General features: G+C 73.1%; 19 protein-coding genes and 2 pseudogenes. 9 read left to right on the top strand and 12 right to left on the bottom strand.

From position 1 onward, the window contains the following. Nucleotides 1–57: 57 nt before the first annotated feature. The gene (locus ACH4K1_RS22505; protein ID WP_398091058.1) at nucleotides 58–2,337 is read right to left on the bottom strand and encodes a PQQ-binding-like beta-propeller repeat protein; all 2,280 of its coding nucleotides are present in this window, start codon (nucleotides 2,335–2,337) and stop codon (nucleotides 58–60) included. Between the two features lie 218 nt (nucleotides 2,338–2,555). Then, a complete protein-coding gene (locus tag ACH4K1_RS22500; RefSeq protein ID WP_398091057.1) occupies nucleotides 2,556–3,527 on the bottom strand; it encodes an oxygenase MpaB family protein in 972 nt (323 codons plus the stop codon). A gap of 205 nt (nucleotides 3,528–3,732) precedes the next feature. Between ACH4K1_RS22500 and ACH4K1_RS22495 the strand changes: the two genes are divergently transcribed. Continuing rightward, complete coding sequence (locus ACH4K1_RS22495; protein ID WP_398091056.1) at nucleotides 3,733–4,329, top strand: TetR/AcrR family transcriptional regulator; 597 nt, start codon at nucleotides 3,733–3,735, stop codon at nucleotides 4,327–4,329. Nucleotides 4,330–4,425: 96 nt separating this feature from the next. Here the strand turns inward: ACH4K1_RS22495 and ACH4K1_RS22490 are convergent, their stop codons facing one another. From ACH4K1_RS22490 to ACH4K1_RS22480, 3 genes are all read right to left on the bottom strand, one after another. After that, on the bottom strand, nucleotides 4,426–6,393 hold the full coding sequence (locus tag ACH4K1_RS22490) for an acyl-CoA dehydrogenase (RefSeq protein ID WP_398091055.1): 1,968 nt from the start codon (nucleotides 6,391–6,393) through the stop codon (nucleotides 4,426–4,428). 64 nt (nucleotides 6,394–6,457) lie between these two features. Continuing rightward, on the bottom strand, nucleotides 6,458–6,838 hold the full coding sequence (locus ACH4K1_RS22485; protein ID WP_398091054.1) for a hypothetical protein: 381 nt from the start codon (nucleotides 6,836–6,838) through the stop codon (nucleotides 6,458–6,460). A 64-nt stretch (nucleotides 6,839–6,902) separates the two neighbouring features. Then, a complete protein-coding gene (locus ACH4K1_RS22480) occupies nucleotides 6,903–7,301 on the bottom strand; it encodes an ATP-binding protein (RefSeq protein WP_398091053.1) in 399 nt (132 codons plus the stop codon). A gap of 377 nt (nucleotides 7,302–7,678) precedes the next feature. On the opposite strand from ACH4K1_RS22480, the gene ACH4K1_RS22475 reads away from it, so the two are divergent. The 3 genes and pseudogenes from ACH4K1_RS22475 to ACH4K1_RS22465 all read left to right on the top strand — a co-directional run bounded on the left by ACH4K1_RS22475 (nucleotide 7,679) and on the right by ACH4K1_RS22465 (nucleotide 9,692). Then, the gene (locus ACH4K1_RS22475) at nucleotides 7,679–8,545 is read left to right on the top strand and encodes a DUF5753 domain-containing protein (RefSeq protein WP_398091052.1); all 867 of its coding nucleotides are present in this window, start codon (nucleotides 7,679–7,681) and stop codon (nucleotides 8,543–8,545) included. After that, nucleotides 8,542–8,790 (top strand): annotated as a pseudogene (locus ACH4K1_RS22470) (DUF397 domain-containing protein); the annotation flags it as partial. The gene ACH4K1_RS22475 and the pseudogene ACH4K1_RS22470, both read left to right, overlap by 4 nt. An 83-nt stretch (nucleotides 8,791–8,873) precedes the next feature. Continuing rightward, nucleotides 8,874–9,692 carry an SAM-dependent methyltransferase gene (locus ACH4K1_RS22465; RefSeq protein WP_398091051.1) on the top strand — a complete coding sequence of 273 codons (819 nt, stop codon included), beginning with the start codon at nucleotides 8,874–8,876 and terminating at the stop codon, nucleotides 9,690–9,692. Between the two features lie 127 nt (nucleotides 9,693–9,819). Here the strand turns inward: ACH4K1_RS22465 and ACH4K1_RS22460 are convergent, their stop codons facing one another. Next, nucleotides 9,820–10,341: a hypothetical protein gene (locus ACH4K1_RS22460; protein ID WP_398091050.1), complete on the bottom strand. Its 522-nt coding sequence runs from the start codon at nucleotides 10,339–10,341 to the stop codon at nucleotides 9,820–9,822. A gap of 1,185 nt (nucleotides 10,342–11,526) precedes the next feature. On the opposite strand from ACH4K1_RS22460, the pseudogene ACH4K1_RS22455 reads away from it, so the two are divergent. Then, nucleotides 11,527–12,020 (top strand): annotated as a pseudogene (locus ACH4K1_RS22455) (class I SAM-dependent methyltransferase); the annotation flags it as partial. A 33-nt stretch (nucleotides 12,021–12,053) separates the two neighbouring features. Here ACH4K1_RS22455 and ACH4K1_RS22450 read toward each other — a convergent pair. From ACH4K1_RS22450 to ACH4K1_RS22425, 6 genes are all read right to left on the bottom strand, one after another. Further along, nucleotides 12,054–12,728: a HEAT repeat domain-containing protein gene (locus ACH4K1_RS22450; protein WP_398091049.1), complete on the bottom strand. Its 675-nt coding sequence runs from the start codon at nucleotides 12,726–12,728 to the stop codon at nucleotides 12,054–12,056. A gap of 63 nt (nucleotides 12,729–12,791) precedes the next feature. Continuing rightward, nucleotides 12,792–13,226: a nuclear transport factor 2 family protein gene (locus tag ACH4K1_RS22445; RefSeq protein WP_398091048.1), complete on the bottom strand. Its 435-nt coding sequence runs from the start codon at nucleotides 13,224–13,226 to the stop codon at nucleotides 12,792–12,794. Nucleotides 13,227–13,271: 45 nt separating this feature from the next. Further along, entirely contained in the window at nucleotides 13,272–13,901 is a 630-nt protein-coding gene (locus ACH4K1_RS22440; RefSeq protein WP_398091047.1) for a TetR/AcrR family transcriptional regulator, read from the bottom strand. 80 nt (nucleotides 13,902–13,981) lie between these two features. Then, a complete protein-coding gene (locus ACH4K1_RS22435; protein WP_398091046.1) occupies nucleotides 13,982–15,607 on the bottom strand; it encodes a DHA2 family efflux MFS transporter permease subunit in 1,626 nt (541 codons plus the stop codon). A gap of 130 nt (nucleotides 15,608–15,737) precedes the next feature. Beyond that, the gene (locus ACH4K1_RS22430; protein ID WP_398091045.1) at nucleotides 15,738–17,090 is read right to left on the bottom strand and encodes a salicylate synthase; all 1,353 of its coding nucleotides are present in this window, start codon (nucleotides 17,088–17,090) and stop codon (nucleotides 15,738–15,740) included. A 61-nt stretch (nucleotides 17,091–17,151) separates the two neighbouring features. After that, on the bottom strand, nucleotides 17,152–18,849 hold the full coding sequence (locus ACH4K1_RS22425; RefSeq protein WP_398091132.1) for a (2,3-dihydroxybenzoyl)adenylate synthase: 1,698 nt from the start codon (nucleotides 18,847–18,849) through the stop codon (nucleotides 17,152–17,154). Between the two features lie 425 nt (nucleotides 18,850–19,274). On the opposite strand from ACH4K1_RS22425, the gene ACH4K1_RS22420 reads away from it, so the two are divergent. From ACH4K1_RS22420 to ACH4K1_RS22405, 4 genes are read left to right on the top strand one after another with little or no spacing between them, the layout of a single operon-like run. After that, entirely contained in the window at nucleotides 19,275–20,045 is a 771-nt protein-coding gene (locus ACH4K1_RS22420) for a thioesterase II family protein (RefSeq protein WP_398091044.1), read from the top strand. A 10-nt stretch (nucleotides 20,046–20,055) separates the two neighbouring features. Next, nucleotides 20,056–20,940 carry a hypothetical protein gene (locus ACH4K1_RS22415; RefSeq protein ID WP_398091043.1) on the top strand — a complete coding sequence of 295 codons (885 nt, stop codon included), beginning with the start codon at nucleotides 20,056–20,058 and terminating at the stop codon, nucleotides 20,938–20,940. Then, entirely contained in the window at nucleotides 20,937–21,515 is a 579-nt protein-coding gene (locus tag ACH4K1_RS22410; RefSeq protein ID WP_398091042.1) for a hypothetical protein, read from the top strand. Before ACH4K1_RS22415 ends, ACH4K1_RS22410 begins: the two co-directional genes overlap by 4 nt. Next, nucleotides 21,512–22,177, top strand: a complete 666-nt coding sequence (locus ACH4K1_RS22405) for a class I SAM-dependent methyltransferase (protein ID WP_218784416.1) — start codon at nucleotides 21,512–21,514, stop codon at nucleotides 22,175–22,177. The genes ACH4K1_RS22410 and ACH4K1_RS22405 overlap by 4 nt, the downstream gene beginning before the upstream one ends. Nucleotides 22,178–22,188 lie beyond the last annotated feature (11 nt).

Here is a 22,188-nt window from a genome sequence, read left to right as displayed (position 1 = left end):
CCGCCGGTCCCGGCGGGACTGCCGTACCAGCGGCACCAGGGGGGCGCCCCGCCGGGGTCAGTGCGCCCTCGGCGGCTTCCCCGCGTCGAAGGCGAAGAGGGTGTTCTCGGCCGCCGCGACGAACACCGCCCGTCCGGCCACGGTGACGCGCGGGCTCGCGCCCTCCTGGCCCGTGAGCCCGTCGGCCCGCGGGTCCGTCGCCCACAGCGTCTTCCCGTCGTCGGGCGACAGCGCGACCACCCGGCCGGACGCCGAGCTGAAGTACACCGCGCCGTCCCCCGTGGCGGGCCCCGACGCGCCTTCCACCCCCGTCTGCCGCGCCCACCTCTTCCGTCCGGTCGCGGAGTCGAACGCCGTGACGAGACCGGTCCGCCCGCTCAGGTAGACGGTGCCGTCCGCCATGCCGGGCGTGCCGTCGTACACCTTGTCCAGCCGGGAGTACGTCACCTTCCCCGAGGCCGGGTCGAACCGGGCCAGTCCGTCGTACCCGGTGCGCGCGGCCCCCTCGTAGTGCGGGGAGAGGAGGACGAGGGAGCCTCCGGCTCCGCCCACCGGTTCGACGGGCCCCTCGACCTCGACGGCCGCGCCCAGCTCCCCGGAGCCGGGGTCGAGCGTGCGCAGGGTGGGGCGGCGCGGTCCGAGGCCGTCCACCTCGGCGTCGGTCGCGCACATCGCGAGGAGCCGCGGGCCGTCGGGGACGGGGGCGCACTGCGTGCCCTCGGGGAACGGCGCCGTCCAGGCGACCTCGCCGCTGCGGGCGTCCCGGGCCTCGAAGCGGGAGTTGGAGGAGTCGACCGTCACCACGGCGGAGCCGGCCACGACGGCGTCCCGGGTCCGGCCGGTGACGGCCGTCGACTGTGCTCCGGAGGGGGTGGACCACAGCTCCTCGCCGCTGTCCGCGTCGAGGGCCACCACCTCCTCCGGCGGTCCCTGCGGGGCGTCCTGGTCGGCGATGCGGTAGCCGACCACGGTGTCGTCGGTGGCGCCCACCAGGTGCATGCCCTGGGTGGGGACGCCCGGACTCTTCACCGTCCACACCTGCGTTCCGTCCCCGGGGTCGACACGGCTCGCCACGACGCCGCCGCCCCCGCAGAACAGCGCCTCCTGGCGCGTGACGCAGCGCAGCTCGTCGGGGATGTCCTCGCGGCCGCCGAGCACGGTCGTACGCCACGGCTCGAAGCCGGCCGGGAGGGTGCCGCCCGGCACGGCGGGGGCGGGGCCCCCGCCGCCGTCCCCGTCTCCGCCGCCCGCGGTCAGCGCGGCCACTCCCCCGCCGATCGCCGCCACCGCGACCGCCGCCGCGAGGACGGGCCGCCACCGGCTCCGCAGACGGCCGCCGGCCGACGCGCCGGTGCTCCCCCCGTCGGAGGGCGCCGGGGCGGCGGGGGCCGGATCGGAGGGCTTCGAGGCGGCCGGCAGGGCGGGGGCGGGCGAGGGGGTGGCCGGTGTCTCCAGGTGATGCTGGGTGACCATGTCGCGGGTGCGGCCGGCGCCCGGCCCGCCGGAGGCCGGGTCGACCCCGCCGAACCCGTCCGCCGGCAGGTCCCTCAACAGCACCAGGAGCTCGTCGGCCGAGGGGCGTTCCTCGGGCTCCTTGCCCAGGCACGGCTCGACGACCGCGCGCAGGACCGGCGGAACGGCGTCCAGCGACGGCTCCTCGTGCACCACCTGGTACGCGGTCATGTAGGGGCTGTCCGCGTCGAAGGGCCCGCGGCCCGTCGCCGCGTACACCAGGAGCGTCCCCAGCGAGAAGACGTCGGAACGCGGCCCCACCCCGCGCGGGGCCCGCAACTGCTCGGGCGACATGAAGGGCGGGGTGCCGATGACCCGCCCGGTCATCGTCAGCGTCTCCTGGTCCGCCGCGCGCGAGATGCCGAAGTCGATGACGCGGGGGCCTTCGGGCGAGAGCACGACGTTCGAGGGCTTCAGGTCGCGGTGGACGACGCCCACCCGGTGGATGTCGCGCAGCGCCTCCGCCAGTCCGATGGCCAGCCTCCGCAGCTCCGCCCCGCCGAGCGGGCCCCCCTCGGCGATGCGCTGGGCGAGCGTGGGCCCCTCGATGTACGTCGTCGCCATCCACGGCTGCTCCGCCTCGGGAGCGGCGTCGACCACGGCCGCGGTGAACGCGCCGCTCACCCGTCTCGCGGCCGCCACCTCCTGTCGGAACCGGATGCGGAACTCGTCGTCCCCCGCGAAGTGCTGATGGATCAGCTTGATCGCGACGGGCCGCCCCGAACTGGTACGGGCCAGGAAGACCGTGCCCATGCCGCCCGAGCCGAGCCGTTCCTCCAGCGGATAGCCGCCGATCTCGGCCGGATCACCTCCGCGCAGCGACACGCTCCCCCCTCCCGTCCCCCGTGCGTCTCCGCCGCATCGGGCCCGCTCATCCGTCCTGCACACAAACTAGTCGTAGGGCAGTACGGCCGGGCAAAGCGGGTGGCGGCCCGGGGCGGGGAGGGACAGCCTATGCCGGAAACCGGCGGCCCTCTTCGGCGGTGCGAGGGCGCCGGCCGACGGCGCGGCCGGCCCGGGCGGGCCGACGCGGGCGGCTTCGGTCAGCGCGGTGGCGGCGCGGCCCGGCCCGCCACCGGCACGTAGTGCTGAGGAAGGCCCCGCCGCTCCTCGGGCGGGAGGTTCCGGGCGGGTGTCTCCACCGGGGCCGCCGCCCGGCCCCGCTCGCGGTCCCACCCGGCGCGGGCGCGAGGGTGGAAGCGGTACCGCTCCGGAACGTACCTCCAGCCGTGGTGGACGAGCCCGCCCGCCAGGCGCAGCAGCCGTTCGTCGCGGGGCGTCCAGCTCAGGCCGAGGCGGTCCCGGACCGTCTGCGGGTACAGGCCGACCGTGAGCCACCGCGTCGAGCGGACGAGCGGGACGCGGAGGAGGGCCCACAGGGGCGACGGCAGCAGGCGCAGGAGGGGCGGCCGGGCGATCCGGCGCATGTCCAGGACGTCCCGGGTGGGCCGGTTGTCCTCCAAAACGTGGGCGCACATGTGGTCCCAGTACGCCTGGAACTCCTCCCAGCTGCCGGGTACGGGCTTCATCGAGAGGCCGTAGAGCGCGTACCAGCGGACGTGCTCGTCGAAGAGCGTGTGCCGCTGCGCCTCGGTGAGGCCGCCGCCGAAGCGCTCGGCGACGTGCACGGTCAGCATGAAGAAGGTGGCGTGGGCCCAGTAGAACGTGCCCGGGTCCAGCGCGTGGTACGGGCGGCCCTGTGCGTCGACCCCGCTGATCGAGTCGTGGTAGCCGCGCACCTCGCGGGCGGTCCGGGCGGCGAGCGGGCCGTCGTAGACCACTCCCCCGATCGGGTACAGCGAGCGGAAGAGGCGCTCCCACCGCTCCTCGAAGAAGCGCGAGTGCTCGGCGACGGCCGCGCCCAGTTTGGGGTGCATGTTCTGCATCGATCCGGCCCAGGGGGCCAGCAGCAGTCCTCTCCAGTCGCCGAACCATCGCCAGGTGAGGGAGTCGGGGCCGAGGGGTTCGGGGGTTCTCGGGCCGGTCGGTTCCGGTCCGGGGGCTGACGGTGTCACGTGTACCTCCGCTGGCTGGGGTTCCGGTGCGGGGCGCTCCGCGGGCGGAGCTGTTCAGGACACGGCTCGTGGCGCTGTGCGTGGCGGTGGTCGGGAAGGCGTCCCGCACGGTGGCGACGAGAGCGATCTGAGGACACCTGTCTTCAGGTTAGAATGTGCGGACAGGCGTCGTCAATTACTTCAACGCAATACGGGGGAACGGGAGTTGACGGAACGGAGCTGGGGCGGCACCACGCTCGCCGATCGCCGCGCCGCCCGTCGGCAGGCCCTCCTGGACGTCGCCGAGCGGCTGGCGGGCGAGGAGGGGGCCGCGGCCGTCACGGTCCGGTCCGTCTGCCGTGGGGCACGGTTGACCGACCGCTACTTCTACGAGAGCTTCGGCGGCCGCGACGATCTGCTCCTCGCCGCCTTCGAGCGGGTGGCCGACGAGGCCAGAAGCGCTCTGGAGGAGGCGGTGGCGGTCAGCGCCCCGCAGGCCGACGTCCGGGCCCGCGCCGCCGTCTCCGCGTTCGTCGCCCTGGTCCTGGACGCCCCGCACAAGGGCCGGCTGCTGCTCCTCGAACCCTTCGCCGACCCCGCTCTCGGCGCCCGCAGCCACCGGCTCCTAGCCGTCTTCACGGAACTCGTCGGCGGCCAGCTCCCCGGAACGGTGGACGAGGCCGACCGCCGGATGGCCGCACACGCCCTGGTCGGCGGGGTGGCGAGCCTCTTCGCGGGATGGCTGCGCGGCACGCTCGACGTACCGCGCGAACGGCTGGAGGCGCACTGCGTGGAGCTGGTCCTCGCGGCGATGTCCCGGTAGGGGTCCGGCGGCCGACGCGCACGCACCGGCGGGCGGCCGCGCCCCCGGCCCGGTCGGCCGGGAGAGCCGGGGCCGGGAGAGCGGCCACCACCGCGTTCAGGCTCCGCCCACCAGGTCCGGGGCGCGCAGCATCGCGGAGGGGATGTTCCAGGCGTCGACGAGGCCGCCCGCCAGCGGCCGGACCCTGCGGCAGAGGTCGTTCACCTCACGGGTGATCGCCTTGGACCGCTGGACGGTCAGCCGGCCGTGCTCCATGAACCACGCCCGGTCCGCCTCGATCGTCGTCAGGGCGAACAGGTCGCACAGCAGGCCCAGCGCCGCCTTCTCGCCGCCCTCGGGCAGCGCGCGGACCCGGTCGACGAACGCCTCCAGCACCAACCGCTCCATATGGGCGTGGGCGAGGGCGATGACGTGGTCCTGCACCTGCGAGAAGACGGCGCCGGGACCGCGCTTCTGATCGATGCCGCGCTTGAGCCTGCGGGCCACCCCGGCGAGCATGTGCTCCTCGCGGTAGCGGACCATGGCGAGCTGGTACTCCGAGTCGAGCAGACCGGCCTCCTGGTCCCACTCGTCGCCGCCGGGCAGCAGGTCGCGCACCCGCTCCAGCAGCTTGTGGGCCGACGTCTTCTCGATGAGCGTCTCGACGGCGAGGCCGGCGACGTGGCGGACCGTGCCGAGCTGGTCCAGGTCCTCGAACTCGCTCGCGTAGTGGGTCAGCAGCCCCTTGGCGACGAGCTGGAGCAGGACGTGGTTGTCGCCCTCGAAGGTGGTGAAGATGTCGCTGTCGGCCTTGAGCGCGGCGAACCGGTTGGCGGCCAGGTAACCCGCGCCGCCGCACGCCTCCCGGCACTCCTGGACCACGCGGGTGGCGTGCCAGGTGGCGAGCGCCTTGGTGCCGGCGGCCCGGGCCTCCAGCAGACGGCGCGCCTGCGGGTCGTCCTCGGCTCCGGAGAAGACGTCGTGCAGCTGGGTGCGTACGACGTCCTGCGCGAAGTGCAGCGCGTACGTGCGCGCGATCAGCGGCAGCAGCCGGCGCTGGTGCAGCCCGTAGTCGAGGAGCAGCTGCTCCTCCCCGTCCGCGCCGGTGGCGAACTGCCGCCGCCGCAGCGCGTACCGGGTGGCGATCGCGAGGGCGACCTTGGAGACGGCGACTCCGGCGCCGCCGACGCTGACCCGGCCCTGAACCAGGGTGCCGAGCATGGTGAAGAAGCGGCGGTGGGGGTTGTCGATCGCGCTCTCGTAGACGCCTTCCGGGGTGACGTCGGCGAAGCGGTTGAGCAGCGCTTCGCGGGGCACCCGCACCCCGTCGAACCGGAGGCGTCCGTTGTCCACGCCGTTGAGGCCCATCTTGCGGCCGTCGTCCTCGATGTCGACGCCCGGGGCGGCTTCGCCGCCGGACCGGATCGGCACGACGAACGCGTGGACGCCCTCGGACTGCCCTTCCACCTCCAACCGGGCGAACACCACGGCGAGTTCGCCGTGGCGGGCCGCGTTGCCGATGTAGTCCTTGCGCGCCTGGTCGCCCTCGGTGGTGATGACGAACTCCCGGGCGGCGGCGTCGTAGCGCGCGACGGTGCCGAGCGCCTGCACGTTGGAGCCGTGCCCGGTCTCGGTCATCGCGAAGCAGCCCATCAGCTTCCCGGTGATCAGGTCGGGCAGGTAGGCCTCGTGGTGGCGTTCGGTGCCCAGGTGCAGGATCGCGCCGCCGAAGAGGCCGAACTGCACGCCGACCTTCACCAGCACCGACAGATCGCCGAGGGCGAGCGTCTCGAACGCGGCGATCGAGGCCCCGACGTCACCGCCTCCGCCGTACCGGGTGGGGAACCCCATGCCGGTCTGCCCCGTCGCCGCCATCGCGACCACGTGGTCGCGCACCCGCTCGCGGAAGGCGTCGATGTCGAGTTCCTCGGCCTCGTCGAGGACCGCGGCGTGGGCCGTCAGGTTGGCCCGGACCAGGTCGCGGACCTCGGCGTACTCGCCGTCCAGGAGTGCGCTCAGCGCCTTGACGTCCAGCTCCGGCGGTACGGGTCCGCCGGGTGCGGGCGGTGTTCTGTCGGTGGTCATACCGTTTCGCTACCCCGCCCGTGGACGATCAAGCGGTGTCGGCCGGGGTGCGCCCCGGGCCGGTTCACCGCACCTCGGAGCTCCGCGCGGACAACGGCGCCCAGGTGTAGCGCACGGGCGCGCCCTGGTCGCGGAGCCAGGCGGCCTCGCGGTGCCGGAGTTCGCACGCGGACTCCGGGGCGATGGCGCTGGGCCAGCGGACGAGCACGGCGGTGATGCGGCCCGTCCGGGCCAGCCGCCGCACCCGCCGCCAGCCGCTGCGCCGGGCGGGGTCGGGCTCGCCGTAGGCATCGGTGACGACCTCGGCGATCGCCAGTCCGCGCTCCCGGGCGAACGCGTAGCCTTCCGCCTCCGCCCGGCGCGTCGCGTCACCGGGCGCTCCCGGTCCCCGGTCGGCGCACACGTACAGCACGACGGGGGGCGCGCCACCGCCCGGGGAGGTCATGGGCACCCCTTCGGCGGTCGGGTCGGGAGGAAGCGTTCCGCGGTCAGGGCGAGGGGACACGGCATCACGGGTGCGCCGTCAGCTCCGCCCAGACGACCTTTCCGCCGGCTCTCGTGGAGCGTGTGGAGCCCCAGCTCTCCGCGAGCTGCCTGACCAGGAGCAGCCCCCGCCCGCTCTCCTCGTCGGGGCCGGCCTCGTGCTCGGGCGGCCTGACCGGGGTGCTGTCCTCGTCGTGCAGTTCGATGCGCAGGCGCTTGCCGTCACCGGTCAGCGTGAGGCCGCACAGGACCTGCCCCGTGCCGGTGTGCAGCACGGCGTTGGTGGTCAGCTCGGAGATCAGCAGTACCGCGTCGCAACAGGTGTCGCCGGGCAGCCGCCAGGCGCGCAGCAGGTCGCGCGCGGTGTCGCGGGCGGATCTCACGCTCGTCCGCAGGGCGGGCAGCCCGAACCAGTGCTCCCGCAACGGGACGGCTCCGGCTAAGGCGGGGGGAGAGGGCGGTGCTGCGGACGGGGAGAGAGTCACGGGTTTCGCCTTCCAGCGCCGTTCAGGGGGGTGGGCGCGGTGAGGGGATGAGGGCTGCCGCTCGATCGGTGCACGGTGCGCGCCGGGACAGGTCCCCGGCGAGGGGGCGTCGGCGACGCCGTCGGCATCGCGCGTCCCCTCCGGTCCGGAACCAGCGCCGGAGCCATGACATGACCGCTCACGCGACCACTATGCGCGTGATCACACTCATGCTGCAACCGACTCCCTGATAATTTCAGCAGCAGCTGTATCAGCCTGGTGCCCCCGTCAAGTCGATGCCACAATGGCGCTGTTGACGGCTCCTCAGGAGGTGGGGCGTGAGCGAAGCCCGTTCCGGCACCAGCGCGCCGACGGTCCTGCGCATGATCCTGGGCCGGCGGCTGCGGGACAGGCGCCTGGGAGCCGGCGCCTCGCTGGAGGACGCCGCGAGGGCACTGCGCGTGAAGTCGCTGACGATCCGCAGGCTGGAGAAGGCCGAAGTCGCGCTGAAGCCCCTCTACGTCGAGAAGCTGCTGGAGACCTACGGAGCCGACCGCCGGGAGATCGACGAGTTCGTCGAACTGGCCGAGCAGGCCAACAAGCCCGGCTGGTGGCACTCCTACCGCGACGCCGTCCCGGACTGGTTCACCGCCTACGTCAGCCTGGAATCGGGTGCGAAGACGCTGCGCACCTACGAACCCCAGTACGTCACCGGCCTGTTGCAGACCCCCGACTACGCGCGCGCCGTGCTGCGCGGCGGATTGCCGAACGGCGACGAAGAGGAGCTGGCCCGCCGCGTGGAGCTGCGCCTGCGCCGCCAGGTCCTGCTGGAGCGCGCGGACGCCCCCACCTTGTGGGTGGTCATGGAGGAGGCCGTCCTGCACCGGGCCGTGGGCGGCCCGGACATGATGCGCGAACAGGTCGAGCGGCTCCTCGAAGTCTCCGAACTCCCGCACGTCAGCATCGACATCGTGCCCTTCTCCGCCGGGGCGCACAGCGGAGCATGCGCCCCGTTCACGTATTTCCGGTTCGAGGAACCGGAGCTGCCCGACATCGTCTACAGCGAACTCCTGTCCGCCGGTGTCTACCTCGACCGGCGCGAGGACGTGGTCTCCCATCTGGAGGCGCACACCCGCATGGCGTTGCTGACGTCGTCCGAGGACAGCACCGCGCTGTTGAACCGCATGCGCAAGGAGTACTCATGACGGCCGACGGCAAGAGCGTCTACAACGGCATGCCGGCCACCGACCTGGGGGAACAGGGCTGGGAACGCCCCTGGAGCGGACCCAACGGCGGCCAGTGCGTCGAGACGAAACAGCTCACCGACGGCCGCGTCGCCTTCCGGCAGTCGACCGATCCGGCCGGACCGGCGCTGATCTACGCACCGGAGGAGATCGCGGCGTTCGTCCGCGGCGTCAAGGCGGGGCTGGCCGACCATCTGGCCGCCGGGCGACCCAGCGGCGGCGAAGGGACGACGCCGCGGGTTCCGATCCCGGCCCCGCGGGCGGCGGACACACGTGTGAAAGGAAGAACATGACCACCAGGCAGGCCGGCCAGGGCCTCGACACGAGCAAACCGCATTCGGCCCGGATGTACGACTACTTCCTCGGGGGCAAGGACCACTTCGCGGTGGACGAGCAGGCGGCTCGGGCCGCCGCCGAGGCGCACCCGGGTCTCTACGTCACCGCCCGGGAGAACCGTGCGTTCATGCACCGGGCCACCCGGGTGCTGGCCCAGGAGCACGGCATACGCCAGTGGCTCGACATCGGCACCGGCATTCCGACCGAGCCGAACCTGCACCAGATCGCCCAGTCGGCGGCGCCCGACGCCCGTGTCGTGTACGCGGACAACGATCCCCTCGTCCTCAAGTACGCCGAACGCCTCATGCGCAGTACGGCGCAGGGGCGCACCGCCTATGTCGAGGCCGACGCCAGGGATCCCGACGCCCTGCTGCGGGCGGTGGAGGACACGGAGGTGCTGGACTTCGACCGGCCCGTCGCCCTCACGCTCAACGCGCTCATGCACTTCGTCACCGCCCCGCACGACCCGTACGAGATCGTGCGCCGGCTGCTCGACCCGCTCCCGCCGGGCAGCGCTCTCGCGATGAACCACTGCACCCCGGACTTCGACCCCGCCACCTGGAACCGGGTCGCGGAGTCGTACACGAAGTCCGGAACCCCGGTGGAGTTCCGTTCGCACGGCGACGTCGCGCGCTTCTTCGACGGGCTGGCCCTGATCGACCCCGGCATCACCTGCTGCCACCGCTGGCGGTCCGCCGGGCTCGACGCGGACGGGAAGGAGATCCCGGACGCTCAGATCAGTCTGCTGGCGGGCGTCGGCATCAAGCGCTGAGGGCTCCTCCGCGAAAGGCCCCGGTCACGGCGTCGGAAAGCCGGAACCGGGGCCTTGGGGCGGGTGCGGCCCCAGGGGGGCGTGCGGGGCCTTCGGGCGGGTGCGGGCCGAACGAGGGCGCCCCCCGCTACCAGCCGGCCTTCACCGCGTCGTAGGCCGTACGGCAGTCGGCGTTGGTGGCCTCCGCGACCAGCTTCTCCATGGAGTCGCGCCAGACCTTCTTGGCCAGCTTCTCCAGCTCCCGGGTCTCGGCGGGGACGTTGGGGGCGTACTTCTTGAGCGTCGCCAGCGAGGACCTGGCGAACTTGTTGCACACCGGCCCGGCGGCGTTCCGGTAGCGGGTGTCCAGGTCGGCCGCGACGGCCTGGCCGTTCTGGGTCGCCCAGGTGTTCCAGGCCGCGCACGCCACCTCGGTGAACACCGCCTGCTCGGCCTCGCTCAGCCCCAGCACCTGGCCCATCATGGTGTTCTTGACCTTGTCGGGGACCGTGAAGTCCACGACGGGGAACTTGTCGAGCGTTTCGAGCAGCGCCTCCTGACACGCGGGCGGCAGCGGGGCCGCCTGCGCGGTGGAGGGGAGCGCCAGCGCGGAGACGGAGACGAGGGCCGCGGTGACGGCGGCGCGCCGGGCGGTACGCGAAAGAGACATGGGGCAGGGCTCCTTGCACGGGGGTCGGGGCGGTCCGGGCGCCGTTTCAACGCCCGACGGCTACAGAAACGATCAACGACCTAGCAGGTCACGGGCGTTCGAGGGAGCGGCGGATGGCACACAGGCGCGTCGGTCGCCCGTGCGACGGAGGAGACCCCACGAGCCGGCCCTCAGCCGGTCCGGCGGTGAGGGCGGGCCCACGCGTCCCGCGGCCGGGCCAGACTCCGCCGGGCGCTGGGGGCCAGAGGGATTCCCGGCCCCGGAGGACGGCCGGCGGATCAGGGCCGGACGCCCCGACGGTGGCGCGGGGCGCCGGAAGCGTCGGCGTCCCTCGCCGCACGAGCGCGTTGCGGGTGCGGCGGCGGGCATGCAGGCGGACCCGTCCGAGCCCTGGATCGCCGGGGCCGGAATGCGCACGAAAGGGACCTCGCGAGCGGCGGCCACCTGGCATCCTGGTGCCGACCGGGCAACCCCGGCCCTTCTGCCCCGCGTACGCGGAGGACGACCTGGCCGGCGAGCCGAGGAGATCGCGTCGTGGGCACAGACCCACGACCGTCCGGTGGCTTGGGTGCGGGCCGGGGACCACCACGCGCAGGCGGTCCGCAGCGCAGCGAGGAGGACGTACGACACGGTCGGGCCCCTGCTGCCGTACGGAGTCGATGCGGCCGCCGGGCTCACGGCCGTCGACCTCCAGGCGCTGCGCGTGGGTGCGGGAGATAGACGACCTGCCGGAGCCTGCCCCGGTGACGGGACTGCGGGGACCGGGGCACCGTCGTGACCGACGGCCGCCGCCGCGACCGTGCCCAGGAGGAATGCGGCTCCTGCTCGAGTGCTACTGCCCGGCACCGACCAACGACATCCTCCTGCCGGAGGTCGGAGTTCCGTGTGTTCGCCAGTCGGACGCTTCGGTCCTCTTCGGGGGCTTCATCGAAAGGCGAAGAGTAGTCCTCGATCGTGGGCATCCGCAGGAGTTCGCTGGGGACCGGGGCCCATGGCGACAGGTCCTGGTCGGTAGCCCGCCTCATGGCGACGACGCTGGTGAAGTAAATCCCTGACAGAGTGCCACCGGCCCACTGGGCGCGCATCCAGGGGACGTCGCGCGGGCCGGTGGAGCGGTCCTCGATCTTCCGGACCCGGACCCGGAACCACAGCGGCCGGTAGTAGTGCCCCGCCGGTGCGGGGCGGAAGCACCAGGTGCTCGGCGGCCTCTCGGCCACCTCGGAGGCGGCCCGGGTACCGGCCCCGATGGATCTGCGCGACGACTGGGCCGGCGCCCTGCCCGGCGTGGACTTCGATCCGGCCGCGCCGAGCATCTGGCTGGTCGAGGGGCCGCTGTTCTATCTGCCGCCCGCCGCGGAGACGTATCTCATCGACACGGTGGACCGGCTGAGCACCACGGGCAGCGCGCCGGCCTTCGAAGTCAAGCTGGAGAAGGACCTGCTGATGTATCGCGACAGCCCGCTCCACACCGCCACGAAACAGCAGATCGGCATCGATCTGCTGGAGCTGTCCGACTTGGAGCCGCGGCCCGACTCGGCGGGGCGGCTGACGGACCACGGCTGGTCCAGGTCCGCACGCCGTTCGACTTCACCCGTCTGCACGGGCGCGGCCCGCTGCCCGAGCCGAACGACGCGCTGGCCGGCAACCGCTGGGTGTTCGCGAGCAGGACCCGGCGGTAGCCGCCGGCGCATACACGGCGGGCGGAGCGCCGGTCAGCGCTCCATGGCGCCCTCGGCGGGTGCCGCCACGCGCTTCGCCCGCTCGGCGGCGGCTTCGAGGTCGGCCCGCCGGCTCCGCAGTAGCTGTTCGGTCGCGGCGGCGTGCTCGGCCACCGCCGGGTCGGTCGCGGCCGCGGCCTTCGCCAGGGCGGGCTCGACCACGTCGCCGAGGTCGACCAGGGCCCGGCTCAGGCTCATCCGCAGACTGCGGTTGCCGCGGCCCAGCTCCTTGACGAGTTCGGCGGTCAGCCACCTCTCCTCGGCTTCGGGTACGAGGGAGACCGCGACGCGCCACGCGGTCCGGGCGGTCTCGTCGTCGACGTCGTGCAGCATGTCGCGTGTGATCCAGTCCCACGCGGCCTTGTCGCCGATCTTGGAGAGCGTGTGCATCGCCTGGCTGCGGGCCTGGGCGGACGCGGAGTCGAGCTCCCGGCGGATCCGGGGCAGGGTGACCTCGGGCGCGTAACGCATCAGCGCCCAGGACAGGGTGTCCCGTACGAAGAGGTCGGGTTCGACCCCGCACCGCTCGACCAGCGTCTCCAGGAGCGCGGGGTCGGGGGCCGAGCCGATCGCCATAGCGGCCTTGAGCCGGACCGACGGGTCCTCGGCGCTCAGGGCGTCGGCCAGGCGGGTGTGGTGCGGGGTTCCGTTCGTGTCGATCGGGACCATCTCCTGCGGGTAGTTGAGAAACCTGGTCGATGCGGCAGGGGCGTCGCGGCCCCCTGCCCCCGGTCAGAGGCGGGGCAGCAGCCCGAACTGGCCGAGCACACCGGCCAGATCCCAGTAGAGGGACTCCTCCTGGATGCGGCCGTCCGCCGAGAACCGGTACACGGTCGCGCCCGGCATCGTGAAGTGCTTGCCCTTGGCCAGGGCGGCGAGTTGCTCGGGCAGGCCGTCGAGGACACCCTCCAGCGTGCCCGACATGGTCCACTCGCAGACCCCGGACCGGCCGTCGGCGAAGACGGACCGTACCGCCATCCGGGTCTCGGGGATCGCGGCCAGCCAGGAGCCTACCCCCGCCTCCAGTTCGGCCCGGCCGCTCCAGACGGAGTCCAGGGGCACGTCCCGTGAGACGGCGTCGTCGGTGTAGGACGCAAGCCAGCCTTCCGCGTCCGCCTCGCTGATCGCGGCGAGGCAGACGCGGACGAGCTGTTCGTTGGCGTGCATGGGCTGCTCCAGTTTCGGGACGGGACGCCCCGTCTCCACGGAGCGTCAGGATGAAGCGGGCGTCCGCAACATCGACGACAGGGTGCTGTCGAGGATGTCGGGGACGTCCTTGACCTTGAGGTGTCGTGCGTCGGCCTCGGCCGCCGCGGCGTGCAACAGGCTGTAGAAGGTGGTCACCAGCCAGGACAGCGGGAGGTCCGTGCGGAACACGCCCTCCTCCTGGCCCCGGAGCAGGACCCGCTCCACCCGGGCGAGGACCTTCTCGTGGTGCCTGCGGCGTCGGGCCGGGGCGATGACGCCCTCGGACGCGGCGAGCAGGAACGCGTGCTGTTCGAGGATCCGCCAGCCGGACCGGACAAGCAGCGAGAAGGCCTCGTCGGCCGGCCTCTCGTCGAGCACGTGGGCTCCCAGCGCCGCGTCGGCCTGCTCGACGGAGTGCTCCAGCACGGCGTCGAGCAGGTTCTCGCGGGACGGGAAGTGCGCGTACAGCGTGACCCGGCTCACCCCGGCCGCGCCGGCGACCGCGGACAGGCTGACGTTGGGGTCCTTGCGGAAGCATTCGAGCGCGGCGGCGACGATGGACGCGATGCTGCGCTCCGCGTCCGCGCGCCGGCGCGGCTCTCCTCCTGGGGTGCGGCCGCCGGGGCGGCGCACCTTCTCATGCGGCGTGGACATGGTGTGAGCGTAAGCCACCCTCTCCGGGGACGGTCCGGGTGCCGGGCCGTGCCCCGGGGCCGGGCCCGTTCCGCGTCCGGTCAGGCATGGAGCCGTGGATCGGGCTCGGTCACGGCCGGGGCTTCGGACTGCTCCGGCAGTCTCGCGGGGCCTGCGTCACCGGCCTTGCCCCGGGGGAACAGCAGTACCGAGACGACGATGCCGACGGCGGCCACGGCGGCGCCGGTGAACATCGAGGGCGCCATCCCGGAGACGAAGGCGGACCGCGCCACTTCGGCGAACGCCTCCCCCGCCTCGCCCGGCAGCTCCCGGGCGACGGCGAGGGCGCCGCCGAGGGAGTCGCCCGCGGTGTCCAGGGCCGTGTCCGGGAGACCGGCGGCGACGCCGCTGTCCGTCACCTCGCCGCGGTAGGTGCCGGCCAGCAGGCTGCCGAGGACCGCCACCCCGAGAGCCGAGCCCAGTTGCACGGCAGCGCTGTTGGTGGCGGAGCCGACGCCGAGGTCGTCCTCGGAGAGGGAGCCGACGATGGCGTCGCTGGTCGGGCCGATGATGAACCCGGCCCCGAAGCCGAGGAAGAGCATCGCGGCCAGCGCCCGGCCGTAGCCGTCGCCGTCGCCGGTGGTGGCGAGGATCAGCAGCGAGACCACGGCGAACGCGAGGCCGGTCGCCGCCAGCCAGCGGGTTCCCACCTTCTGGCCGAGCGCGGACGCCAGCGGGGCGGCGAGCAGGATGATCAGGGCGGTGGGTGCGATGCGCAGCCCGGTCTCCCCCGCGTCGTAGCCGAGGACGAACTGCAGGTACTGGACGATCACGAACAGCGCCCCGAGCAGGGAGAGCAGTCCGAGGAAGACCAGGACGTTCCCGACGGCCAGCCGTCGGTGGGCGAAGATCCCGAGCGGCAGCATCGGTTCCTTCGCGGTGTGCTCGCGGGTGACGAAGGCGATCAGGAGGAGCACCGCGACGGCGAAGGCGACCAGCACGGGCGCGCTGGTCCAGCCCTTGGACGGGCCCTCGATGATCGCCCAGAGGAGGGTGCCGACGCCCAGCACGGACAGCAGGGCGCCCGGCAGGTCCAGTCGTCGGGCGACGGCGGCCTTGGAGTTCGGGACCATCTTGAGCGCGGCGGCCAGGGCGAGGACGCCGATGGGCACGTTGATCAGGAAGACGGAACCCCACCAGAACTGCCCGAGCAGCCAGCCGCCGACCAGCGGGCCCATGGCCAGGCCGACGCCGATCATCGCGGACCAGAGGCCGATCGCCTTCATCCGCTCCTTGGGGTCGGTGAAGACGACGCCGATGATGGAGAGCGTCGCGGGCATGATCAGGGCTTCGCCGACCCCCATGACCCCGCGGGCGATCATGAGCTCGGTGGTGCTGCCGGCGAACGCGGCGACGGCGGAGGCGCCGGTGAAGAGGACCAGGCCCGAGAGGAAGACCGGCTTGCGGCCGTAGCGGTCGGCGAGGCTGCCGGCGAAGAGCATCAGCCCGGCCGCCATGAGGCTGTAGATGTCGACCAGCCATTGCAACTCACCGGTGGACGCACCGAGTTCATTGATCAGCGTGGGCAGGGCGACGTTCAGTACGGTGACGTCGAGCCCCACGATCAGCAGGCTCAGGCACAGCACCACCAGGATCGGCCAGCGCAGGGGGTGACCGGCCGCTCCCGGCGGGGCGCCGGTCGGGGGCGGGGGCGACGCTGCAGTCACGACATGCTCCTTAACTTGAACACGACTGTTCGGGTTGAGGGTAGCGCGGAGCACGGCACAAGTCGAACAGCACCGTAAAGGTTGAGTGGATCGGCGCCCCTGGCCCCCGCACGGCCGTCACCGCGGCCCCTCAGGCACCCTCCTGGCGCCCCCGGGCCCGCACGAGCGTGCGCGAGACGCTGCGCAGCTTCTCGCAGGTCTCCTCGAACTCCCGCTCGGGCAGCGACTGGTCGACGATGCCCGCGCCCGCCCGCAGCCAGGTCCGCCCGTGCTGCCGGAAGACCGTGCGCAGGACGAGTGCGGCGTCGAGCGACCCGTCGCTGCCGACCATGAGCACCGCCCCGCTGTAGAGCCCGCGCGCGCCCTGTTCCAGGCTGCGAATGGCCCGGTAGGCGGCCCGCTTGGGTACGCCCGACGCGGTGACCGCGGGGAAGACGGCGGCCAGCGCCGGCCAGGGGCCGCTTTCCCCGGACGGCAGTTCGCCGCTCACCCGGGAGGCGATGTGCTGGACGCTGCCGCGCTCCTTCACGGTCATGAACTCCTCGGCCCGCACCGAGCCCTCGCGGCATACCTGCGCCATCTCGTCCCAGGCGACCTGGACGGATATCGCGTGCTCGTAGATCTCCTTGGCATCCGTGAGGAGTTCCGTGCGCCGGGCCGCGTCCTCGCCGGCGTCCCCGCTGAGCGCCCGGGTTCCCGCCAGTGGCTGGGTGGACACCCGGCCGTCCGCCGACACCTCCACGACGGTCTCCGGGCTGAACCCCGCGGCCTCCATCCCGCCGAGGTCGAACAGGAAGGACCGGGCGGGCGAGTTGACCGAGCGCCCGGCCAGATAGGTCTCCGGAAGATCGAGGTCTCCGGAGACCTGGACGGCCCGGGACAGGATCACCTTCTGCAGTTCGCCGTCGCGGATCTCGGCGACGGCCCGGGAGACGGCCTCCCGGTACCCGCTCTCGGCCGGCCCCCCGAGGTCGATCGGCAGCGGTGCGAACTCGCCACGGTCCGGGCCGGGTTCGGCGGCGAGACGGTCGGCGACGGTGGCCGCGTCATGCGTCCCGGAACACCGGATCTCCGCCCCGTCCGCGGTGAGCCGGACCTCGGTCTCGGGGACCACCAGATGGATCAGGGGCTCCTCGCCGAGGTCCGCCCTCTCGCCGGCCAGCGCGTACGACAGCTCGAAGGTGCTCCACCCGTAGGCGCGCCACTCCGGACAGGGAAGCGAGGACAGCATCCGGTGGACGTGTTCGAGCGGCTCGCCCCCCCACGGCGTCCGGACACGGTTCCCCCCGTGCTCCAGCGTCACATGGGTACGGTCCACGACGAGCCGGGCCCGCACCCCGCCCGCGTACCACCAGGCGCCTTCGCGCTCGTAGACCATGTACTCGCTGTACAGACCGGCGCGGGCCAGCCGGACCGCGGCCTGGGCGGGGGTGCCGCTGAACGGGGCACGGCTGACTGCGGGCGACACGGCGACGATGGCCACGGGGATCTCCTTGTGGGCGTACGAGAGTTGGGGCGATGGTGGTGGTGCGGAGGCCGGCCGGTCAGCCCTGACCGGCGGCGGCCTCGGCCGCGCGCCGCGCGAGGACGCGCTTGTCGAGCTTGCCGACCGCGGTGAAGGGCAGCGAGTCGACGATGTGGACCAGGTCCGGCTTCTTGTACGGGGCGAGACCGCGCCCGTCGAGGAACGCGTCGAGCCCTCCGGGGCCGAACGGGCCGCCGCCCTCAGGCGGTTCGCCCGCCCCGGGCCGCGCCTCGTACCGGGCGGCGCCCTGATCGCGGAGCACGATCCAGGCGCAGGTGCGTTCGCCGAGGTACTCGTCGGGAACGGGGACCACCGCGGCGTCGAGGACGGCGGGGTGGGCGCGCAGATGCCCTTCGAGTTCGTCCGAGGACACCTTGTCGCCGCCGCGGTTGACGAGATCCTTCTGCCGGCCCGCGACGACGACGTCACCGTCCGGCAGCACCCGCACCAGATCACCGGTGCGGTAGAAGCCGTCCGCGGTGAACGCGGTGCGGTTGTGCGCCTCGGCGCGGTAGTAGCCGCGCAGCGTGTACGGGCCCCGGGTGAGGAGTTCGCCCACCTCGCCGGGCCGGACGTCGTGGCCGTCCGGGTCGACGACGCGTATCTCGTCGTCCGGGCTGAGGGGGCGGCCCTGGGTGGTGGCGACGCGTTCCGGGTCGTCGCCGGGGCGGGTCAGGCACAGCAGCCCCTCGGCCATCCCGAAGACCTGCTGGAGCTCGCACCCCAGGGTGGCCCGGACACGGCGGGCGGTGTCGGGGTCCAGCCGGGCGCCGCCCACCTGGAGCAGGGTCAGACTGCCGAGGTCCTCGGGGCTCCACTCGGCGGCCTGGGCCCAGAGGGCGGCGAGCGGCGGCACCACGGCCGTCACGTCGACGCGGTGCCGCTCGATCAGCGGGAAGACCGTCTCGGGGTCGGGGGACGGGCTCAGTACGACGGTGCCGCCGGACAGCAGGGTGCCCAGCGCTCCCGGGCAGGCCAGGGCGAAGTTGTGGGCCACGGGCAGCGCGGCGAGGTAGACGGTGCCGGGGCCGAGACCGCAGACCTCCGCGGCGGCACGGACGTTGTACGCGTAGTCGTCGTGGGTGCGCGGGATCAGCTTGGGCAGGCCGGTGGTGCCGCCGGAGACGAGGAGGACCGCCGTGTCCTGCGGGTCGGGGCCGGGCACGACGGGTTCCCGGCCGACGGCGGCGCACTCACGACCGGCCCGCTCGACGTCGGCGAGCGCGGTGTGCGACCCGGGTTCGCCCGACACCAGGACGTGGCGCAGCCCCGGGACCTGGGCGCGAACCTCGCCGGCGAGCGCCCGGTAGTCGAAGTCGGACGCGGGGTCGGGGTCCTCGGCGGGGACCACATAGGCGACGGCCCCGCTGTGGTCGCAGAGGTGGACGGCCTCGCTGCGGCGGTAGGCGGGCAGACCGAGGACGGGTATCACGCCGACTCTCAGCGCGGCGAAGAGCAGGACGAAGAAGTCCGGACCGTTGGGGAGCTGGACGACGATCCGGTCGCCCGTCCTGAGGCCGAGGCCGACGAGGCCGGCGGCGAGGTGGCCGGCCCGGCGGTCCAGATCGGCGTACGAGAGCCGACCGCCGTCGGACACGAGGGCCGGGGCCGATCCGGCCGCCCGGGCGTGCCCGGCGAGGAAGGCGCCCAGTGGACGACCCTGCCAATGGCCGAGCTTCCGATATCGCTCGGCCGACGCGTCGGGCCATCGAACCATTTCCACGAAGAATCTCGCTCCTCTACACCAGGAAGTACACCCGGAAGCACATCAGGAAGCACTCCGGGAGGCACGTCGGGAACTTCAGCCAAGGAAGCACGAAGACTTGAATACGCCGTAAAGATTCTCCTTCTTGGAAAGTTTCAGGCAATCCAAATGAGATCACTGTTTGGTAACAACAATCCTTGCCCGAACTGCGATTACCCCCCTTATCTGCGATTTCGTTCAGGAGATCCGACATGACCGGGGCGGGTACTACCCCTTCAGGCACCCCCTCTTCTGAAGGGGCATCCGTTCGCGTACGTTGACCTGGGGATTACCCGTCGACATCGCCGGATCATTCCTCTGCATTTCCATCACTCCCCCTCCGGAAACCGCGCCCTCCGCTTTCCGTCTTTCGCGTCTCCACCGAAAGGTCGACTTTCTTGCTGCGCACGCCGGAACCCCGGAAGCACCCCGGACTGCGCCTCATCTGCTTCCCGCCCGCAGGTGGTTCGGCGCGGTTCTTCCAGCCCTGGCTGCGGGAGCTGCCGGCCTCGATCGAACTCGGTGCCGTCCAGTACCCGGGCCGCGGCGACCGGGCGGGCGAGTCGCCGCCCGTCCACCTCGACGACCTCGTGGAGCCGACGGCGAAGGAGCTCGCCGAGCGGGCCGATCTGCCGCTCGTGCTCTTCGGGCACGGCATGGGCGCGCTCGCCGCGTTCGAGACCGCGCGCGTCCTGACGTTCCACCACCAGGTGCCGCCGATGGCCCTGTTCGTCTCTCAGCAGGTCGCGCCGATGGACGGCGAACCGCACGCCGCCCTGCTGTACGACGACAGCCCCGCCGCCCGGGCACACGGTCTGGACGGGACGGCCTCGCCGGAGAGCACCGCCGAGCCGCGGACCGACGGGCACGCACCGGTGCCCCCCGCCACCGTGTACGCCGACCTCCGGCTCGCCGCGCGCTACCGCTACCGGCCGGGCCCACCCCTCCACTGCCCGGTCACGGCACTCGTCGGCATCCACGGCGCACGGGTCACCTCACGGCACGCGCAGGGCTGGCGTCCCTGCACGACCGGCGCCTTCACCCTGCGTGCCATGCGGGGCGGCCCCGACCACGTCGTGCAACGCCCGGAGGCGGTCGTGGCCTTCATCCTCACCAGCTCCGGACCGGTCGGCGCCGCCGCGCGCCGCCCGTCCCTCCCCTCCCGCTAGGAGACACCTGATGGCGGCTTCCGCCTCCCGGTCCCGGCTCGACCAGGACCTGCTCGCCGGCGTCCTCACCGACGTCCTCACCCAGGTCCCGTACAACAGCGCCGCCCAGTACCACATCCACTACGGGACCGGCTCCTCACCGGAGCGCTTCGGCACCGCCTGCGCCTGGCAGACCTTCGACGCAGGGGAGCGGGTCGCCCGGCTCACCGGCGTCACGGCCCGGTACCGGGTCGGCGGCCGGCACGTCTGCGCGCTCTACGACGACGGCGAGACGCTCACGGTCCTCGACCCGTATCTGCTGCACCGCGCCCCGCTGCGGCTCTCGCGGTCGGCCGCCGTCGACGGCGTCGTCCGCACGGAGTCGGAGGCCTACCCGCTGCGCCGGGCCGCGGACGGCTCCCCGGCGCCGTCGGTCCTGCGGGCCCTCTGGCGGCCTGCGGACGGGGTGCTGCGGCTGCAGTACCTGCGGTACAGCCCCCGGCTCGGCGAGCTCGTCATGCACCGGGCCTACACCATGCGGCCCGAGGACACCGTCACCGAACTGCCGGTGCCGGCGCCGCTGGTGCGCGAACTGCTGCTGCACCCCGAACAGAACAACCTCTCGGTGCGGGCCGTGCATCCCGGCGACGACGGGCTCACCGAGGTGGCGCTGCCGTTCCCGGGGCGACCGCGCGGCGCCCTCGCCCGCGAGGAGGCCCTCGCCGCCCGGGACGACCAGGGGCGGGTGAGCCGCTGGGGAAGCGCGGCCTTCGGGCGTGAACTGGAGCGCGTCGCCGAGGCGTTGACGACCTCCCCGCAGGAGGTCGTCGACCATCTGCTCCGGGCCGCCGCGCTCTACGACGCGGCGGCCCCCGTCGACCTGGTGGTCCCCGACTACTCCCTGGAGGACGCGTGACCGCCGCCGGTCCCCGTTCCTACTTCCTGGCCGGCGTCATGCAGGGGGCCCGCGGCGGTGCCGTACTGGCCGACCAGAGCTACCGCGAGCAGCTGCGCCGCACCATCCTGGAACACCGGCCCGACGCCGTGGTGCACGAACCGGGCCGGCTGATGCGGGAGTGGATCGGCGCCCACGAACAGGCGATCCTGACCGGTCATGCCGCGCTGGCCGACACCCCGGAGATCCACCGGGACGCCCTCGACCCGGCGGTCTCCCTGCTCACCGCCACCTTCCACCGGCTGACCGAGCTGGCCGCCGAGAGCGATGTGTGCGTGGCCTGGCTGCCGGATCACGAACCCAGCATGGGCACCGCGGCCGAGATGCTCAGCGCCCATCGCGGCGGCGCCACCGTCGTCGCCGTGACGGAGATGCGCCAGAACCTCGCGGTGCTCGCCTGCTCCGATGTGATCCTGCCCGATCTCGCCGCCTTCGAGCGATGGCTGACGTCGCCGGGCGCACCCCACGACGGGACGCACGACGCCGCCGACCGTTCGTCGACCACCGAGCCCACCCCCAAAGGAACCTCCGCATGACGGCCACCGCTCCCAACAATCCGCAACTGGAAAGCCGCAGCGGGAAGTTCTTCGCCCGCTATTACGACGCCATGACGGCCCGGGCCGAGGAGAAGTGGGGCCGGCCGCTGCGCACGCTGATGTTCGGCGAGCTGACCGGGAACATCCTGGAGGTCGGCGCCGGTTCGGGCGCCAACGTCCCCTACTTCGCCAAGGCCGAATCCCTCGTCGCCGTCGAACCGGCCGGCGAGATGCGCAGGCAGCTGGAAGTGCGGGCCGCCGAGGCCCCGATCGACGTACGGGTCGTGGACGCCTGGGCCGAGGACCTGCCGCTGGACGACGCCTCCTTCGACACCGTCGTGTGCACGCTCGTGCTCTGCACCGTCGTCGATCTGCCCGCCGCCCTCGCCGAGATCCGGCGCGTCCTGCGGCCGGGAGGGCAGCTGATCTTCTTCGAGCACGTCAGGGCCCCGGGCGCCGTCGGTCTGGTCCAGGACGTACTGGCCCCGCTGTGGAAGCGCGTGGCCGGTGGCTGCCGTGCCAACCGGCGGCTGCTGACCGCGCTGCGCGACGCGGGATACCGGGTGCGCGTGCACGAGGTCGTCCGCCCCTGGCCCCGCTACCCCACCAACACTCCCTATCTGCGCGGCACCGCCGTGCCCCGGACCGACGACCGCGGCTGAGAGGAAGAACC

It is taken from the genome of Streptomyces sp. NPDC017448 (assembly GCF_044330565.1).
GTDB lineage: Bacteria > Actinomycetota > Actinomycetes > Streptomycetales > Streptomycetaceae > Streptomyces.
This window is presented reverse-complemented; position numbering and strand designations above follow the sequence as displayed.

Excerpts from the sequence above, each read along its gene's own strand:
- ACH4K1_RS22415 (WP_398091043.1), top strand. The coding sequence starts at position 20,056 with ATGGCGGCTTCCGCCTCCCGGTCCCGGCTCGACCAGGACCTGCTCGCC.
- ACH4K1_RS22445 (WP_398091048.1), bottom strand. The coding sequence starts at position 13,226 with ATGCACGCCAACGAACAGCTCGTCCGCGTCTGCCTCGCCGCGATCAGC.
- ACH4K1_RS22460 (WP_398091050.1), bottom strand. The coding sequence starts at position 10,341 with ATGTCTCTTTCGCGTACCGCCCGGCGCGCCGCCGTCACCGCGGCCCTC.
- ACH4K1_RS22440 (WP_398091047.1), bottom strand. The coding sequence starts at position 13,901 with ATGTCCACGCCGCATGAGAAGGTGCGCCGCCCCGGCGGCCGCACCCCA.
- ACH4K1_RS22485 (WP_398091054.1), bottom strand. The coding sequence starts at position 6,838 with ATGACCTCCCCGGGCGGTGGCGCGCCCCCCGTCGTGCTGTACGTGTGC.
- ACH4K1_RS22425 (WP_398091132.1), bottom strand. The coding sequence starts at position 18,849 with ATGGTTCGATGGCCCGACGCGTCGGCCGAGCGATATCGGAAGCTCGGC.
- ACH4K1_RS22450 (WP_398091049.1), bottom strand. The coding sequence starts at position 12,728 with ATGGTCCCGATCGACACGAACGGAACCCCGCACCACACCCGCCTGGCC.
- ACH4K1_RS22490 (WP_398091055.1), bottom strand. The coding sequence starts at position 6,393 with ATGACCACCGACAGAACACCGCCCGCACCCGGCGGACCCGTACCGCCG.
- ACH4K1_RS22465 (WP_398091051.1), top strand. The coding sequence starts at position 8,874 with ATGACCACCAGGCAGGCCGGCCAGGGCCTCGACACGAGCAAACCGCAT.
- ACH4K1_RS22405 (WP_218784416.1), top strand. The coding sequence starts at position 21,512 with ATGACGGCCACCGCTCCCAACAATCCGCAACTGGAAAGCCGCAGCGGG.